We start from the raw sequence: 15,169 nt of genomic DNA on the forward strand, positions 1-15,169 counted from the left end.
CGCGGGGCACCGGGGCTCCGGGACGGGGGGATCGCGCTGCGGCTGCGCCCGTTCGAACTGGTGACGCTCCGGCTCCGGCGCGCCTGGACGGCGGCGGGAGACGCAGGTCACATTCGTCCATGTCACATCGTGATGAGCCGCTGCCTCATAGGGGTGTACGCACCGACAACGGCAGAGGAGCTCATCATGAGCGCACGACTGGACGTCTTCGCCACCCCGAGCGCGAGCAGGCTCATCAAGCAGTTCACCTCCGTGGGGCGGCTGGTGGTGGAGTCACCGCTGCCGGCCGCCACCCGGGAGCTGGTCTCGCTGCGGGTGAGCCAGATCAACGGATGCGCGGTCTGCATCGACATGCACACCAAGGAGGCCACCGCCGCGGGTGAGAGCTCCGTACGTCTCCACCTGGTCGCGGCGTGGCGGGAGGCCACGGTCTTCACCGAGGCCGAACGCGCCGCGCTGGAGCTGGCCGAGCAGGGGACCCGGATCGCGGACGGCGCCGGCGGAGTGCCCGACGAGGTCTGGGAGCGGGCCGCCAAGCACTACGACGAGGAACAGCTCATGGCGCTGGTGACCCTGATCGCCTTCATGAACACCGCGAACCGGCTGAACGTGATCCTCGAGCAGCCGGCGGGCGACTATCAGCCCGGCCAGTTCAAGTAAGCACGACGCACCGGGCCCTGGGACACCCCCTAGGGCCCGAGCTGCGCTCGCAGCCACTCCTCCACCTCACCGACGTGCGCGGCAGCCGCCGCGCGGGCCGCCTCCGGGTCATGGGCCGCCAAGGCCCGGTGGATCGCCGCGTGCTCGCGGCGGGTGCGGGCGAAGGCGCCCTCCTCCTGGTATCCGCGCCAGACGCGGGCGCGGAACGTCCGCGACGACAGGCCCTCCAGGATCGCCGCCATCGTCTCGTTGCCCGCGGCCGCCGCGATCTCCCGGTGGAAGGCCAGGTCGTGGGCGAGGATCTCCTCCGGATCGTCCGTGGCGTTCATCGCCGTCAGGTGCTTCTCCACCTCGGCCAGCTGGTCCGCGGTGATCCGCGCGGCGGCCAGCGCCGTCGCCGTCGACTCCAGGATCCGCCGGATCTCCAGCAGCTCCACCAGTTGCGGGCCGCGCGACAGGTCCGCCACGACACCGAAGGTCTCCAGCAGGTCGCCGGCCTCCAGCCGGGTGACGTAGATGCCCGAGCCGTGCCGGGCCTCCAGCACGCCCAGCACCGTGAGCGCGCGGATCGCCTCCCGCATCGAGCTGCGGGACATGCCGAGCTGGGCGGCCAGATCACGCTCGGTCGGCAACCGCTGGCCCGGTTCCAGCCGCCCCTCGCCGATCATCGCCTTGATCCGCTCGATGGCGCGCTGCGTCACGGTGCCCTTCTGCGGGGCTGTCTCGTCGTCCACGCCACTCCTCCGATCAAGCGTTCCGGCGCAGTCTAACCAGCAGGGTGGTCGGACCACTATGGGCCAGATGCGGGAAAACTCGCGGTCGAAGGGTGTTCCGGCGGGGGAGTGGTCTGATAAGTATGCGGGCATCTGCTGGACCACCGGTCGATGGGAGCCCCCTGAGATGCCCGGAAGCACAGTGCGGAAGCGGAACACATCACGGATCCTCGGCGCGGTGGCCGTGGCCGCCGGAGCCTGCCTGGCGCTCGCCGCCTGCGGCAGCACCAAGGACACCGGCGCCTCCGGGTCCGGAGGCGGTGACGGCACCGGCAAGGTCGGGGTGGTGCTGCCCCTGCTGACCTCGCCGTTCTGGCAGTCGTACAACGACTACGTGCCCAAGATGGCGAAGTCCGAGGGCGTGGACGCGATGAAGACCGTCAACTCCAACAGCGATCCCTCGCAGCAGATCACCGACATCAACAACCAACTCAACCAGGGCGTCGAGGGACTCGTGGTCGCCCCGCTGGACAGCGCCGCCATCGAGGCGGGACTCGACCAGGCCGAGCGCAAGGGCGTGCCGGTCGTCGCCGTGGACGTGGCGCCCGACAAGGGCAAGGTCGCCATGGTGGTCCGGGCGAACAACGTGGCGTACGGCGAGAAGGCCTGCCGGTACCTCGGCGAGCACCTCACCTCCGGCAAGGTCGTGCAGATCATGGGCGACCTCGCCTCGGTCAACGGCCGCGACCGCTCCGAGGCGTTCCGCGCCTGCGTGAAGAAGAACTTCCCGAAGCTGAAGGTGCTGGAGATCCCGGCCAAGTGGGAGTCCGACACGGCGGCCTCCAAACTGGACACCCTCCTCAACGCCAACCCCGACATCAAGGGCATCTACCTGCAGGCGGGCGGTGTCTACCTCGCGCCGACCCTCCAGACCCTCAAGTCCAAGGGCATGCTGAAGAAGGCCGGGCAGCAGGGCCACATCGCCATCGTCTCCAACGACGGCATCCCGCAGGAGTTCGACGCGATCCGCAAGGGCGAGATCGACGCGACCGTCTCCCAGCCCGCCGACGCCTACGCCAAGTACGGCATGTACTACATCAAGGCGGCGATGCAGGGGAAGACGTTCAAGCCCGGCCCGACGGACCACGACTCGACCATCGTCGAGCTGCCCAGCGGCATCCTGGAGGACCAGCTGCCCGCGCCGCTGGTCACCAAGGACAACGTCGACGACCCCGAGCTGTGGGGCAACACGGTCGAATGAGCAGCCCACTTGTCGAGGCACAGGGCGTCGTCAAGCGCTACGGCCCCACCACCGCCCTCGCCGACGGACGGCTCACCGTCCTGCCCGGCGAGTCCCACGCCCTCGTCGGCCGCAACGGGGCCGGCAAGTCGACCCTGGTCCGCATCCTCACCGGCCTCCAGGCCCCCGACGAGGGCACCGTCCGCTTCGACGGCGAGCCCGCGCCGCCGCTCACCGACCGGGACGCCTGGCGCCGCAAGGTCGCCTGCGTCTACCAGCACCCCACGGTCGTCCCCGAACTGACCGTGGCCGAGAACCTGTTCATCAACCGGCAGCCGCTGCACCGGGGTTTCATCAGCTGGCGCCGGCTGAAGTCCGAGGCCGCCGCCCTCCTCGACACCTGGGACGTCCGCGTCGACCCCGAGGCCCGCACCGCCGACCTCAAGGTCGAGGACCGGCAGATGGTGGAGATCGCCCGGGCGCTGAGCTTCGGCGCCCGCTTCATCGTCCTCGACGAACCCACCGCCCAGCTCGACAACCGGGAGATCGAGCGCCTCTTCACCCGCATGCGGGCCCTCCAGGACTCGGGCGTCACCTTCCTGTTCATCTCCCACCATCTCCAGGAGGTGTACGAGGTCTGCCAGACCGTCACGGTCCTGCGCGACGCCCGCTGGATCACCACCGCACCGGTCGCCGACCTCCCGCGCCAGGCACTGGTGGAGGCCATGGCGGGGGAGGCGATCGCCGAACAGGCCGAGCGGCGGCGGGCAGTCGAGGCCGCGGGCCCCGTGCTCCTCGACGTCCGCGGCCTCGGCTCGACGGCGTACGAGGACGTCGACCTCACCGTCCGCCGCGGGGAGGTCGTCGGACTCGCCGGGTCCAGCGCCAGTGGCAAGATCGAGCTGGCCGAGACGTTCACCGGACTGCACACGCCCACCAGCGGTTCGGCCCGGCTGGACGGGGCGCCGCTGCCCTTCGGCGATGTCCGGGGGACCCTCGAAGCCGGAGTCGGCTTCGTGCCCCGCGACCGGCACGAGCAGGGCCTGGTCTTCGGCATGTCCATCGGCGACAACGCCACCCTCAGCGTCCTGGACCGGCTCGGCCGCTTCGGTTTCGTCGGCACCGAACGCAAACGCGGCGTGGCCACCGCGCTGATCGAACGGCTCGACATCCACGCCGAGGGCCCCGAGCAGCCCGTCTCGGACCTGTCCGGCGGCAACGCGCAGAAGGTCGTCATGGCCCGGGCCCTCGCCTCCGACCCCCGGCTCCTGGTCCTCGTCAACCCGACCGCGGGCGTCGACGTGAAGTCGAAGGAGTCCCTGCTCGCCCGCGTCGACAGCGCCCGGGAGGACGGCACCGCCGTGCTCGTCGTCTCCGACGAACTCGACGACCTCAGGCGCTGCGACCGGGTCCTCGTTCTCTTCCACGGCCGTGTCGTCGCCGAGCACCCGGCCGGCTGGCGCGACCACGAGCTCATCGCCTCCATCGAAGGAGTGGACCATGGCTGACACCAAGGCTGCGCCGGTGACGCCGGTGAGCGTGCCGGGCACCGGGTCGGCGCGGACCGTGCTGTTGCGCCGGGCCCGCGAACTCGCCCTCGTGCCTGCCCTGCTGCTGCTCATGGTGCTCGGCACGATCGTCGACGACTCGTTCCTCACCGAGCGCAATCTGATCTCGATCCTCGGCGCCTCCGCCGCACTCGCGATGGTCGTGCTCGCCGAGTCGCTCGTCCTCATCACCGGCAAGTTCGACCTGTCCCTGGAATCGGTCGTCGGTATCGCGCCCGCCCTCGGGGCGCTGCTCGTGCTGCCCGCCGCCCAGTCCGGCTGGGGCACCGAGTTCCCCGCCGCGGTCGCCCTGTCGGCGGTCCTGGTGGCGGGCGCGGCCGTCGGCGCCTTCAACGGCGTCCTGGTGGTGAGGTTCAAGCTCAACGCGTTCATCGTGACGCTGGCGATGCTGATCGTGCTGCGCGGCCTGCTGGTCGGCGCGACCAAGGGCAAGACGCTGTTCGGCATGCCCGACAGCTTCTACTCCCTGGCCACCACCACCTTCCTCACCGTCCCGCTGTCGGTGTGGCTCGCGGCGATCGCCTTCGCGGTCGCCGGGCTGGTCCTGAGGTACCACCGGGTCGGACGCGCCCTGTACGCCATCGGCGGCAACGCGGACGCGGCCCGGGCGGCGGGCATCCGCGTGGAGCGCGTCATGCTCGGCGTGTTCGTCGTCGCCGGCGTCCTCGCCGCGGTCGGCGGCATCATGCAGACCGGCTACGTCGGGGTGATCAGCGCCAACCAGGGCCAGAACATGATCTTCACGGTGTTCGCGGCAGCGGTGATCGGCGGCATCGCCCTCGACGGCGGCAAGGGCACCATGTTCGGCGCCCTCACCGGCGTACTCCTTCTGGGTGTCGTGCAGAACCTGCTCACCCTCGCGCAGGTGCCGTCGTTCTGGATCCAGGCCATCTACGGCGGGATCATCCTGGTCGCCCTCATGATCGCCCGGGTCACCACCGGCCGCGCCCAGGACTGACCTCCCCGCCCCCTGCACCCGACCCGAAAGGACCTCCGTGTCCCCGACGCCCGCCCGCATCACCGCGGTCGACACCCACGACATCCGCTTCCCCACCTCGCGCGAGCTCGACGGCTCCGACGCGATGAACCCGGACCCCGACTACTCGGCGGCCTACGTCGTCCTGCGCACCGACGCGGCCGACGGGCACGAGGGGCACGGATTCGCCTTCACCATCGGGCGGGGCAACGAGGTCCAGGTCGCCGCGATCGAGGCGCTGCGCGGACACCTGGTCGGCCGCGACGTGGACGAGCTGTGCGCCGACCCCTCCACCCTGAACCGCGACCTGATCGGCGACAGCCAGCTGCGCTGGCTCGGACCCGAGAAGGGCGTGATGCACATGGCGATCGGCGCCGTCGTCAACGCCGTGTGGGACCTGGCCGCCAAGCGCGCCGGCCGGCCGCTGTGGCGGCTGCTCGCCGAGGCCGAGCCCGAATGGATCGTGCGCCAGGTCGACTTCCGCTACCTCACCGACGCCCTGACCCCCGAGGAGGCCCTGGCCCTCCTGCGCCGGGGCAGGCAAGGCGCCGAGGAGCGCACAGCCCGCCTGCTGGAGCGCGGCTATCCCGCCTACACCACCTCGCCCGGCTGGCTCGGCTACGACGACGAGAAACTCACCCGGCTCGCGACCCGGGCCGTCGCCGACGGGTTCCGGCAGATCAAGCTCAAGGTCGGCGCCGACCTCGACGACGACATCCGCCGCTGCCGCGTGGCGCGTTCGGTCATCGGCCCGGACGTGCGCATGGCCGTCGACGCCAACCAGCGCTGGGACGTCGACGAGGCGATCCGCTGGACCAAGGCCCTCGCCGAGTTCGACCCGTACTGGATCGAGGAGCCCACCAGCCCCGACGACATCCTCGGCCACGCGGCGATCCGCCGGGCCGTCGCCCCCGTGAAGGTCGCCACCGGCGAACACGTGCACAACCGGATCGTCTTCAAGCAGCTCCTCCAGGCCGGCGCGCTCGACATCGTCCAGATCGACGCGGCCCGCGTCGGCGGAGTCCCCGAGAACCTCGCGATCCTCCTGCTCGCCGGCAAGTTCGGCGTACCGGTCTGCCCGCACGCCGGTGGCGTCGGCCTGTGCGAACTCGTCCAGCACCTGTCGATGTTCGACTACGTGGCCCTCACCGGCACCACCGAGAACCGTGTCATCGAGTACGTCGACCATCTGCACGACCACTTCCTCGACCCGGTGGTGATCCGCGAAGGTCGGTACACGGCACCCACCGCGCCGGGCTTCTCGGCGGCCATGCGGCCCGAGTCGCTGGCGCGGTACACCTACCCGGGCGGCGAGTTCTGGGCCGCCGACCTCCGGAAGGAGCAGGCTCAATGAGCGACTTCGAGGGCCTGAGCGCCCTGGTGACCGGCGGCGCCTCCGGCATCGGCCGGGCCACCGCCGAACTCCTGGCCGAGCGCGGTGCCCAGGTCGCCGTCCTCGACCTGGACCCGTCGCCGGTCGGCAAGCCGCTGCGCGGCCACCGCGCGGACGTCACCGACGACGCGTCCGTGCGCGAGGCCGTGAGGGTCGCGGTCGCCGACCTCGGCGGTCTTGACGTGCTGATCAACAACGCCGGTATCGGCGCGCAGGGCACCGTCGAGGACAACCCCGACGACGACTGGCACCGCGTCTACGACGTCAACGTCGTCGGCATGGTCCGCACCACCCGCGCCTGCCTGCCCCACCTGCGCGCCTCCGCGCACGCCGCGATCGTCAACACCTGCTCCATCGCGGCCACCGCCGGCCTGCCGCAACGCGCCCTGTACAGCGCCACCAAGGGCGCCGTGTACTCCCTCACCCTCGCCATGGCCGCCGACCACGTCCGCGAGGGCATCCGCGTCAACTGCGTCAACCCCGGCACCGTCGACACCCCGTGGGTCGGCCGTCTCCTCGACGCCGCCCCCGACCCGGCCGCCGAACGCGCCGCCCTGGAGGCCCGCCAGCCCACCGGCCGCCTGGTCGCCCCGGCCGAGGTCGCGGGCGCCATCGCCTACCTGGCGAGCCCCTTGTCGGGCGCCACCACCGGCACCGCCCTCGCCGTCGACGGCGGCATGCAGGGCCTGCGGCTGCGCCCGGTGACCCGGTGAACCGGCTCGGCCGCAGCGGCGTGGAGGTCAGCGCCCTGTCCTTCGGCGCCGCCGCCATCGGCAACCTGTACACCGACGTCGGCGGGCAGCAGGCGCACGAGGCCGTGGAGGCCGCCTGGCAGCGGGGCATCCGCTACTTCGACACCGCCCCGCACTACGGCCTCGGCCTGTCCGAACGCCGCTTGGGCGCCGCCCTGCGCGACCACCCCCGCGAGCGGTACACGATCTCCACGAAGGTGGGCCGCCGCCTGGAACCCGCGGACGGCACCGGCGACGACCTCGCGAACGGCTTCGCCGTACCCGCCACCCACCGCCGCGTCTGGGACTTCACCGCCGACGGCATCCGCCGCACCCTGGAGTCCAGCCTGGAACGCCTCGGCCTCGACCGGGTCGACGTCGTCTACCTCCACGACCCCGACGAACACGCCGAAGCGGCCTTCAGGGAGGGCTACCCGGCGCTGGAGAAGCTCCGCTCCGAAGGCGTGGTCGGTGCGATCGGCGCCGGGATGAACCAGTCGGAGATGCTCACCCGTTTCGTCCGCGACACCGACGTCGACGTGGTGCTGTGCGCCGGCCGCTACACCCTGCTCGACCAGAGCGCCCTCAGCCGCCTGCTGCCCGCTGCCCACGAACGCGGCACGTCCGTCGTCATCGGCGGCGCCTTCAACTCCGGCCTGCTCGCCAACCCCGAGCCCGGGGCGACGTACAACTACACGGTCGCCCCCTCCGAGCTGGTCGACCGTGCCCTGCGCCTGAAGTCCGTCGCCGACCGCCACGGCACCACCCTGCGCGCCGCCGCCCTGGCCTTCTGCGCCGCCCACCCGGCCGTCGCCAGCGTCCTTGTCGGGGCCCGCTCGGCGCACGAAGTGCGCGACTGCGCCCACCAGTTCGCCGCCCGGGTACCCGCCGGGTTCTGGCAGGACCTGCGCGCCAAGGGCCTGCTGCCCGCCGACGCACCCGTCCCCGGCGAGGCGCCCGAGGAGCCGTCATGAGAGTCGCCCTGCACACCAAGGTCCGCGCCGACCGCATCGCCCCGTACGAGGCGGCCCACCGCGAGGTCCCGGCGGAACTCACCGACGCCATCCGCGCCGCCGGCGCCACCTCCTGGACGATCTATCGCAGTGGCACGGACCTGTTCCACGTCCTGGAGTGCGAGGACTACGCCCGTCTCCTCGCCGAACTGGAGAAGCTGCCGGTCAACGTCGCCTGGCAGGCCCGCATGGCGGAACTCCTGGACGTCGTGCACGACTACTCCGGCGAGGGCGCGGACGCCGGACTGCCCGTCGTCTGGGAGCTGCCGGCATGACCGTCGTCGACGCCCACCACCACGTGTGGGACCTGTCCGTACGGGACCAGGACTGGATCACGGGCCCCGAACTCGCCCCGCTCCGCCGCGACTTCACGATGAAGGACCTGGAACCCGAGGCGAGGACCGCCGGAGTGGGCCGCACGGTCCTCGTTCAGACGATCACCGTGCCCGAGGAGACCCCCGAGTTCCTGGCCCTGGCCGACGAGCACGACCTGATCGCGGGCGTCGTCGGCTGGACCGACCTGACACGCCCCGACGTCGCCGACGAACTGGCCCGGCTGCGGGACCTCCCCGGCGGCCGGTACCTCAAGGGCATCCGCCACCAGGTCCAGGGCGAACCCGACCCCGAGTGGCTGCTGCGCCCTGACGTGCGCCGCGGACTGGCCGCCGTCGCCGACGCCGGGCTCGTCTACGACCTGGTGGTGCTCCCGCACCAACTGCCCGCCTGCGTCAGGGCCGCCGACGACCTGCCCGGCCTCACCTTCGTCCTCGACCACCTCGGCAAACCGCCCATCGCCTCCGGCTCCCTCGAACCCTGGGCGTCCGGCCTGCGCGCCCTCGCCGCCCTGCGGAACACGGTCGCCAAACTGTCCGGACTGGTCACCGAAACCGACCTCTCCTCCTGGACCGTCGAGGACCTGCGCCCGTACGCCGACGTGGCCCTGGAGGCCTTCGGGCCCGGCCGGCTGATGTACGGCTCGGACTGGCCGGTGTCCACCCTGGCGGTGCCGTACGGCGACACCCTGGACCTCGCCCGCCGGCTGACCGACCCGCACGACCACACGCAGATCCTCGAAGTCACCGCCACCCGCGTCTACGGCCTCTGAACCGGCTCCGCCAGCCGCGTCGGCGGCAGGAACTCCCGTACGTACGTCCGCTCCCAGCACGCGCCCGTCTCCCGCAGCTCGCGCCACGTCGTGTAGCGGTAGCGGAACAGACGGGCGCGCACGTACCGCGGGGGCTCGTCCGGCGGGAACGGCGAGCGGCGCAGCAGCTTCAGGGTGTCCCGGTCGTTCTCCAGCAGCCGCTCCACCAGCGTCCCGAACCAGGAGTCGGCGTAGGCGGGGGAGAGGGCCGCGAACCACATCAGCCAGTCGAGCCGCAGATGGTAGGGCGCGAACTGCCGCGGCCAGCGCCGCGGATCGCCGGGCTTGCCTCTGAACTCGTACTCCCGCCAGTCCGAGTCCGCACGCGGCACGTCGTCGGCGGTGCCCTCCACGACGACCTCGTACCGCACCCGGCTCACGCTGCCGAACGCCCCGTAGGTGTTGACGAGATGGAGCGGGTCGAAGGAGCGGTTCATGACCTGGCGGCGGGAGAGCATGTTGCGGACCGGCCGGTAGCTGAGACCCACCAGCAGCGCGGACACCGCGAGCACCACGACGACGTACCAGAGCGGGGCGGCGGGCACGTCCGGCGGATCGGCCGGGAACCGCACCGCCGACAGCGCCAGCACGATCGTGATCCAGTTCAGCCAGGAGAAGTTGCCCGACAGCACCAGCCACAGCTGGGTGACGATCATCAGCGAGGCGGCGGCCGTGGCGACGGGCTGCGGGGTGAACAGCAGGAACGGCACCACGAGCTGCGTGACGTGGTTGGCGGCCACCTCGACGCGGTGCAGGGGCGCGGGCAGATGGTGGAAGAACCAGCTCAGCGGGCCCGGCATCGGCTGCGTCTCATGGTGGTAATCCAGACAGGTCAGCTTCCGCCAGCACGCGTCGCCGCGCATCTTGATCAGCCCCGCGCCGAACTCCACGCGGAACAGGATCCACCGCATCAGGAACAGCGCCACGAGCGGCGGCGCCACCTCGTCGTTGCCGAGGAACACGGCGAGGAAGCCGACCTCCAGCAGCAGTGACTCCCAGCCGAACGAGTACCAGGTCTGCCCGACGTTGACGATCGACAGGTACAGCACCCACGGCACCAGCCACAGCAGCATGCCGCCCCACAGCGGCAGCAGCGAGTCCAGCCCGGCCAGCAGCGCCGCCGACACAGCGCAGCCCGCCCAGGCGCAGAGCGCGAAGAAGCGGTCCGAGTAGTGCAGCTGGAACAGGCTCGGCGCCCGCCGGAACGGCACCCGCTCGACGAACCGCGGCACCGGCAGCATGCCGCGCCGCCCGATCAGCGCGCGGAACTGCAGCGCCGCCGTCAGGAACGCCACCAGGTACACGGCGGCCAGTGCCCGCTGGAAGACCAGCCGGGTCAGCCAGTAGTCGGATGCGGTGAACCAGTCCACGGCCGTGCGGTCCTCCTCCCAGTGCGGCGCCGGACCCGGGTGTCACCCTCCGTGTACCGCCGCTCCGGTTGCGTAACCCAAGTGAGCGAAGCAAACAATAGTGATGAATCGCCTGAAACGGGCCGAGGTGAGCGGGAGGACGAGGTGCGGACACCCACCGGGACCTTCGTCCTGGCCTGCGTGCTCTCGGCGGCGCTCCTCCTCTCGGGCTGCTGCGGCACCAGGGGCCACGGCGACGACGCGGGCACCCGGGAAGAACTTCTCCTCCAGCCGGCCGCCGCCCCGGGGCCCGACCCCTTCACGGACTCCACGGCCCTCAGGGCGGCTACCCCGTCCCCCGCCCCCGGAACGCCGGGCGGCACCGGCCGGGCCCTCGCCGCCCGGAGCGGGCCGCGCTCCCTCTCCGGCGGAACGCCCGGGCTCTACGGCGGCATCGAGCGGACCGGCAGCTGTGACATCGGCCGGCAGATCGGCCACCTCACCCGCGACCGGGCCAGGGGCCGTGCCTTCGCCGGGGTGGCGGGCGTCTCCCCGGCGTCCGTCCCCGACTACGTGCGCGCGCTGACCCCGGTCGTGCTGCGCGCCGACACCCGCGTCACCGGTCACGGCTTCCGGGCCGGACGCGTCCTCCGCCACCAGTCCGTCCTCCAGGCCGGGACCGCCGTCCTGGTCGACGACCGTGGCGTACCGCGTGTCCGCTGTGCCTGCGGCAACCCGCTGCGCCCACCGGCGGCGCAGTCCCGCACGCCGGTCACCAGGGGCACCCCCTGGCCCGGCTACGGCCCCGGCGAGGTGATCGTCGTGACGCCCGCCCCGCGGCTCGTCACCGGCTTCACGATCATCGACGTCACCACGCGGACCTGGATCGAACGCCGTACCGGCCACGACGTACGCCACGACCGGGTCCTGCCCCCACCGGTCTGGACGACGGCGCCCCCGGAGACGTCGGGAAAGCCGCTCCCACCCCCGCAGCAGACCCATGTCCCCCCGGAGCCGGAGCCGGAGCCGGAGCCGGACCCGTACCCGGAGGCGGACCCGGGCCCGGGCAGCGCATCCCCCTGGGACACCCCGGCCGACGTGGGTCAGCAGGACACGGGCCCGGGCACTGCCGTGCCACCCGCCGGTGAGACCGCCCCGCCGCCCGACCAGCCGGCCGCCCCGGAGGACCCCGGCGGCCTCGACGAGGTCGGCCCCGACGCAGTGCCGGACAACCCCGACCCGCCCGACGGGGCCGGGCTGATTCCCGACGACCGGGCCGTCGACCGCATCCTCGGCAGCCCCACAGGCGTCTTCACCAACTGAGGGCCGATCCGGCGGAACGGCTCGTACACTCGGCACATCCATCCGGTCGAAGAATCGGACGAATCCTGGCAAGGTGGGCCCATGGCTGATCGGGGAGCGAGCGCTCTGTCACTCCCGGACGACTGGCCCGCCCACCCGGACCCGATCCTCGCGCTCAACCGGATGGGCAGCTTCGACTGGGATCTGGACACCGGGCTGATGCAGATGGACGCCCAGGCCCACGAGGTCTTCGACGTGCGCCCCGACGAGTACGACGACCACCCCGAGACCCTCGCCAAGCGCGTCCCGCCCGACGAATCCCGGCGCCTCGACACCGCGGTCTCCCAGGCACTGAAGAACGGCAGCGAGAACTACGGTGCCTACTTCCGCATCCGCCGTCGCGACGGCACCCTGCGCTGGACCCACACCCAGGGCTACATCCGACGCGACGACACCGGACGCCCTCGCCGCATCATCGGCATCATCCGGGACGCCACCCAGGAGCTCGGCGAGAGCGACGCCCGCCGCGACCAGGCCGCCAAGGACGAGGCGCGCCGGCAGCAGACCAGCGTGGTCGAACTGACCACGGCCGCCCTCGCCCACGCCCGCACCGTCCAGGACGTCATCGACGTCCTCAAGGACACCCACGGCCTCGTCCACCTGGGCGCCACCAGCCTCGTCATGGGCCTCGTCGAGGCCGGCCGTATCCGCCTGGTCGCCGAGGGCCCCTCGGACAGCTTCGTGCCCGGCACCCGCGTCACGCGGATCGACGAGCCCTACCCGATGAGCGAGGCCGTACGGACCCTCGGCCCGTGCTTCATCGAGTCACCGGAGGAGTTCGCCGAGCGCTACCCGATCCTGTGGCCCCACATCACCGACCTCAACATCACCTCGGCCGCCTACCTGCCGCTCATCGTCCAGGCCCGGCCGATCGGCGCGATGGGCCTGCTCTACAGCGACCGGTACGGCTTCACCTCCGAGGAGCGCAACATCCTCGTCGCCCTCGGCAGCAGCATCGCGCAGAGCCTCCAGCGGGCCATGTTCTTCGAGCAGGAGAGCGACCTCGCGCAGGGCCTCCAGCAGGCCATGCTGCCCCGGACCATCCCGAGCGTGCCCGGCGCCGACGTCGCCGTCCGCTACCGCGCCGCCACCATCGGCGGCTCCGTCGGCCGGGACATCGGCGGCGACTGGTACGACCTGATCCCGCTGCCCGGCGGCCGGGTCGGCGCCGTCATCGGCGACGTCCAGGGCCACGACACCCACGCGGCCGCCGTCATGGGCCAGTTGCGCATCGTGCTGCGCGCCTACGCCGCAGAGGGACACCCCCCGGCCACCGTCATGGCCCGGGCCTCCGTCTTCCTGCACGAACTCGACACCGACCGCTCGGCGACCTGCCTCTACGCCGAGGCCGACCTGACCACGGGCGTGCTCCAGATGGTCCGGGCCGGCCACATCGATCCGCTGGTGCGCCACACCGACGGCTCCTGCCTCCGTGTCACCGTCCCCGGCGGGCTGCCGCTCGGGCTGTCCGCCGAGTTCGGCCGCCTCGAGTACCCCGTCGGCACCATAGAGCTCGACCCGGGCGACACCCTGCTGCTGTGCACCGACGGCCTGGTGGAGCAGCCCGGCGCCGACCTCGACGACGGGATGCGCACCCTGAGCGCGCTCGTCGCCACCGGCCCCGACGACGTACGGGACCTCGCCGAGCGGCTCATCGACGTGGCAGCCGAGCGCGGCGGCGACGACGACGTGGCGCTGCTCCTGCTGCGCCGACGCGGCCCCGACAGCCCGCAGTCCGGCCGCCGGCTCCAGCACCACGTGGCCCCCGGCGACCCGGCCGCCCTGACCGAGGCCCGGCGCATGATCCGCAGCGCGGTCGCCGCCTGGGGAGCGGGCGATCGCGCCGACGAGATCGAACTGGTCGCCGACGAGCTGATCACCAACGCCCTGATGCACACCGAGGGCTCCGCCGTCGTCACCCTGCGGGCCTTCACCGGCTCCGAGCGCCGGCTGCGCGTCGAGGTCGAGGACTCCTCCAGCGCCCTGCCGCGCCGCCGCGAGGCGGGCGAGTCGGGCGTCTCCGGCCGTGGCCTGCTCCTGGTCGAGCTGCTCACCGACGTGTGGGGGGTGGAGGCCCGGGGCGGCGGCAAGGCCGTGTGGTGCGAGTTCGTGGTGCCCGACCACGACTGACCCCACGTGGCACTCTGGACCTATGCCGGAACTCCCCGAGGTCGAGGCGCTCAAGGACTTCCTGACCGAGCACCTCGTCGGCCACGAGATCGTACGGGTGCTGCCCGTCGCGATCAGCGTCCTGAAGACGTACGAACCGCCCCTGTCCGCGCTGGAGGGCCACGAGGTCACCGCCGTACGCCGGTACGGCAAGTTCCTCGACCTGGAGACCGCGGACGGCCCCCACTTCGTGACGCACCTGGCCCGTGCGGGCTGGCTGCACTGGAAGGACCGCCTCCCCGACGGCCCGCCCCGCCCCGGCAAGGGGCCCCTCGCGCTGCGCGTGGCCCTGGAGACCGGCGCCGGATTCGATCTGACCGAGGCCGGCACCCAGAAGCGGCTCGCGGTGTACGTCGTGGGCGATCCGCAGGAGGTCCCTGGCGTGGCCCGGCTCGGCCCGGATCCGCTCGCCGACGACTTCGACGAGGGGCGCCTCGCGGAGCTCCTGGCCGGTGAACGGCGGCAGCTCAAGGGCGCGTTGCGGGACCAGAGCCTGATCGCGGGCGTGGGCAACGCCTACAGCGACGAGATCCTGCACGCGGCGAAGATGTCGCCCTTCAAACTGGCGGCGTCCCTGAGCGAGGAGGAGACCCGGCGGCTGTACGCGGCTCTGCGCGACACGCTCACCGAGGCGGTCGAACGCTCCCGGGGCGTGGCGGCCGGTCGGCTGAAGGCCGAGAAGAAGAGCGGGCTGCGCGTCCACGGCCGCACCGGCGAGCCCTGCCCGGTGTGCGGCGACACCATCCGCGAGGTGTCCTTCAGCGATTCCTCGCTCCAGTACTGCCCGACCTGCCAGACGGGCGGCAAGCCGCTCGCGGACCGCAGGATGTCACGCCTGCTGAAGTGACCGG

The 15,169-nt window shown here is 72.2% G+C and carries 14 protein-coding genes; 12 read left to right on the forward strand and 2 right to left on the reverse strand.

Annotated elements, in window-relative coordinates:
• Positions 1-186: 186 nt before the first annotated feature.
• Entirely contained in the window at positions 187-660 is a 474-nt protein-coding gene (locus tag ACIRDU_RS10140; RefSeq protein ID WP_403576668.1) for a carboxymuconolactone decarboxylase family protein, read from the forward strand.
• A gap of 29 nt (positions 661-689) precedes the next feature.
• Here ACIRDU_RS10140 and ACIRDU_RS10145 read toward each other — a convergent pair whose 3' ends face one another.
• Entirely contained in the window at positions 690-1,394 is a 705-nt protein-coding gene (locus ACIRDU_RS10145; protein WP_403576670.1) for a FadR/GntR family transcriptional regulator, read from the reverse strand.
• Positions 1,395-1,560: 166 nt separating this feature from the next.
• Here ACIRDU_RS10145 and ACIRDU_RS10150 point away from each other — a divergent pair, with 166 nt between their 5' ends.
• The 8 genes from ACIRDU_RS10150 to ACIRDU_RS10185 are packed head-to-tail and all read left to right on the forward strand — an operon-like array spanning position 1,561 to position 9,399.
• The gene (locus ACIRDU_RS10150; protein WP_403576672.1) at positions 1,561-2,634 is read left to right on the forward strand and encodes a sugar ABC transporter substrate-binding protein; all 1,074 of its coding nucleotides are present in this window, start codon (positions 1,561-1,563) and stop codon (positions 2,632-2,634) included.
• The gene (locus ACIRDU_RS10155; RefSeq protein WP_403576674.1) at positions 2,631-4,121 is read left to right on the forward strand and encodes a sugar ABC transporter ATP-binding protein; all 1,491 of its coding nucleotides are present in this window, start codon (positions 2,631-2,633) and stop codon (positions 4,119-4,121) included. Before ACIRDU_RS10150 ends, ACIRDU_RS10155 begins: the two co-directional genes overlap by 4 nt.
• Positions 4,114-5,139, forward strand: a complete 1,026-nt coding sequence (locus tag ACIRDU_RS10160; protein ID WP_403576676.1) for an ABC transporter permease — start codon at positions 4,114-4,116, stop codon at positions 5,137-5,139. The genes ACIRDU_RS10155 and ACIRDU_RS10160 overlap by 8 nt, the downstream gene beginning before the upstream one ends.
• A gap of 37 nt (positions 5,140-5,176) precedes the next feature.
• Positions 5,177-6,511 carry an L-fuconate dehydratase gene (locus tag ACIRDU_RS10165; RefSeq protein ID WP_403576678.1) on the forward strand — a complete coding sequence of 445 codons (1,335 nt, stop codon included), beginning with the start codon at positions 5,177-5,179 and terminating at the stop codon, positions 6,509-6,511.
• The gene (locus ACIRDU_RS10170; protein WP_403576680.1) at positions 6,508-7,263 is read left to right on the forward strand and encodes an SDR family NAD(P)-dependent oxidoreductase; all 756 of its coding nucleotides are present in this window, start codon (positions 6,508-6,510) and stop codon (positions 7,261-7,263) included. The genes ACIRDU_RS10165 and ACIRDU_RS10170 overlap by 4 nt, the downstream gene beginning before the upstream one ends.
• Entirely contained in the window at positions 7,260-8,255 is a 996-nt protein-coding gene (locus ACIRDU_RS10175; protein ID WP_403576682.1) for an aldo/keto reductase, read from the forward strand. Before ACIRDU_RS10170 ends, ACIRDU_RS10175 begins: the two co-directional genes overlap by 4 nt.
• Complete coding sequence (locus tag ACIRDU_RS10180; RefSeq protein ID WP_403576684.1) at positions 8,252-8,569, forward strand: L-rhamnose mutarotase; 318 nt, start codon at positions 8,252-8,254, stop codon at positions 8,567-8,569. The genes ACIRDU_RS10175 and ACIRDU_RS10180 overlap by 4 nt, the downstream gene beginning before the upstream one ends.
• Positions 8,566-9,399 (forward strand): amidohydrolase family protein, encoded by an 834-nt coding sequence (locus ACIRDU_RS10185; RefSeq protein WP_403576686.1) that lies wholly within the window; start codon positions 8,566-8,568, stop codon positions 9,397-9,399. The genes ACIRDU_RS10180 and ACIRDU_RS10185 overlap by 4 nt, the downstream gene beginning before the upstream one ends.
• Here the strand turns inward: ACIRDU_RS10185 and ACIRDU_RS10190 are convergent.
• A complete protein-coding gene (locus ACIRDU_RS10190; protein WP_403576688.1) occupies positions 9,387-10,808 on the reverse strand; it encodes a lipase maturation factor family protein in 1,422 nt (473 codons plus the stop codon). The genes ACIRDU_RS10185 and ACIRDU_RS10190 overlap by 13 nt on opposite strands.
• A gap of 144 nt (positions 10,809-10,952) precedes the next feature.
• On the opposite strand from ACIRDU_RS10190, the gene ACIRDU_RS10195 reads away from it, so the two are divergent.
• From ACIRDU_RS10195 to ACIRDU_RS10205, 3 genes are all read left to right on the forward strand, one after another.
• A complete protein-coding gene (locus ACIRDU_RS10195; protein ID WP_403576690.1) occupies positions 10,953-12,110 on the forward strand; it encodes a DUF6777 domain-containing protein in 1,158 nt (385 codons plus the stop codon).
• Between the two features lie 81 nt (positions 12,111-12,191).
• Positions 12,192-14,279, forward strand: coding sequence for a SpoIIE family protein phosphatase (locus tag ACIRDU_RS10200; protein WP_403576692.1), 2,088 nt, complete (start codon positions 12,192-12,194; stop codon positions 14,277-14,279).
• Positions 14,280-14,301: 22 nt separating this feature from the next.
• Positions 14,302-15,165, forward strand: coding sequence for an Fpg/Nei family DNA glycosylase (locus tag ACIRDU_RS10205; RefSeq protein ID WP_403576694.1), 864 nt, complete (start codon positions 14,302-14,304; stop codon positions 15,163-15,165).
• Positions 15,166-15,169: the final 4 nt, after the last annotated feature.

The sequence above is a fragment of the Streptomyces sp. NPDC093598 genome (genome assembly GCF_044764825.1).
GTDB lineage: Bacteria > Actinomycetota > Actinomycetes > Streptomycetales > Streptomycetaceae > Streptomyces.

What these genes read in the sequence shown, in the direction of transcription:
- ACIRDU_RS10180 (WP_403576684.1), top strand. Translation starts at nt 8,252, where the DNA reads ATGAGAGTCGCCCTGCACACCAAGGTCCGCGCCGACCGCATCGCCCCG.
- ACIRDU_RS10150 (WP_403576672.1), top strand. Translation starts at nt 1,561, where the DNA reads ATGCCCGGAAGCACAGTGCGGAAGCGGAACACATCACGGATCCTCGGC.
- ACIRDU_RS10200 (WP_403576692.1), top strand. Translation starts at nt 12,192, where the DNA reads ATGGCTGATCGGGGAGCGAGCGCTCTGTCACTCCCGGACGACTGGCCC.
- ACIRDU_RS10140 (WP_403576668.1), top strand. Translation starts at nt 187, where the DNA reads ATGAGCGCACGACTGGACGTCTTCGCCACCCCGAGCGCGAGCAGGCTC.
- ACIRDU_RS10155 (WP_403576674.1), top strand. Translation starts at nt 2,631, where the DNA reads ATGAGCAGCCCACTTGTCGAGGCACAGGGCGTCGTCAAGCGCTACGGC.
- ACIRDU_RS10205 (WP_403576694.1), top strand. Translation starts at nt 14,302, where the DNA reads ATGCCGGAACTCCCCGAGGTCGAGGCGCTCAAGGACTTCCTGACCGAG.
- ACIRDU_RS10185 (WP_403576686.1), top strand. Translation starts at nt 8,566, where the DNA reads ATGACCGTCGTCGACGCCCACCACCACGTGTGGGACCTGTCCGTACGG.
- ACIRDU_RS10160 (WP_403576676.1), top strand. Translation starts at nt 4,114, where the DNA reads ATGGCTGACACCAAGGCTGCGCCGGTGACGCCGGTGAGCGTGCCGGGC.
- ACIRDU_RS10170 (WP_403576680.1), top strand. Translation starts at nt 6,508, where the DNA reads ATGAGCGACTTCGAGGGCCTGAGCGCCCTGGTGACCGGCGGCGCCTCC.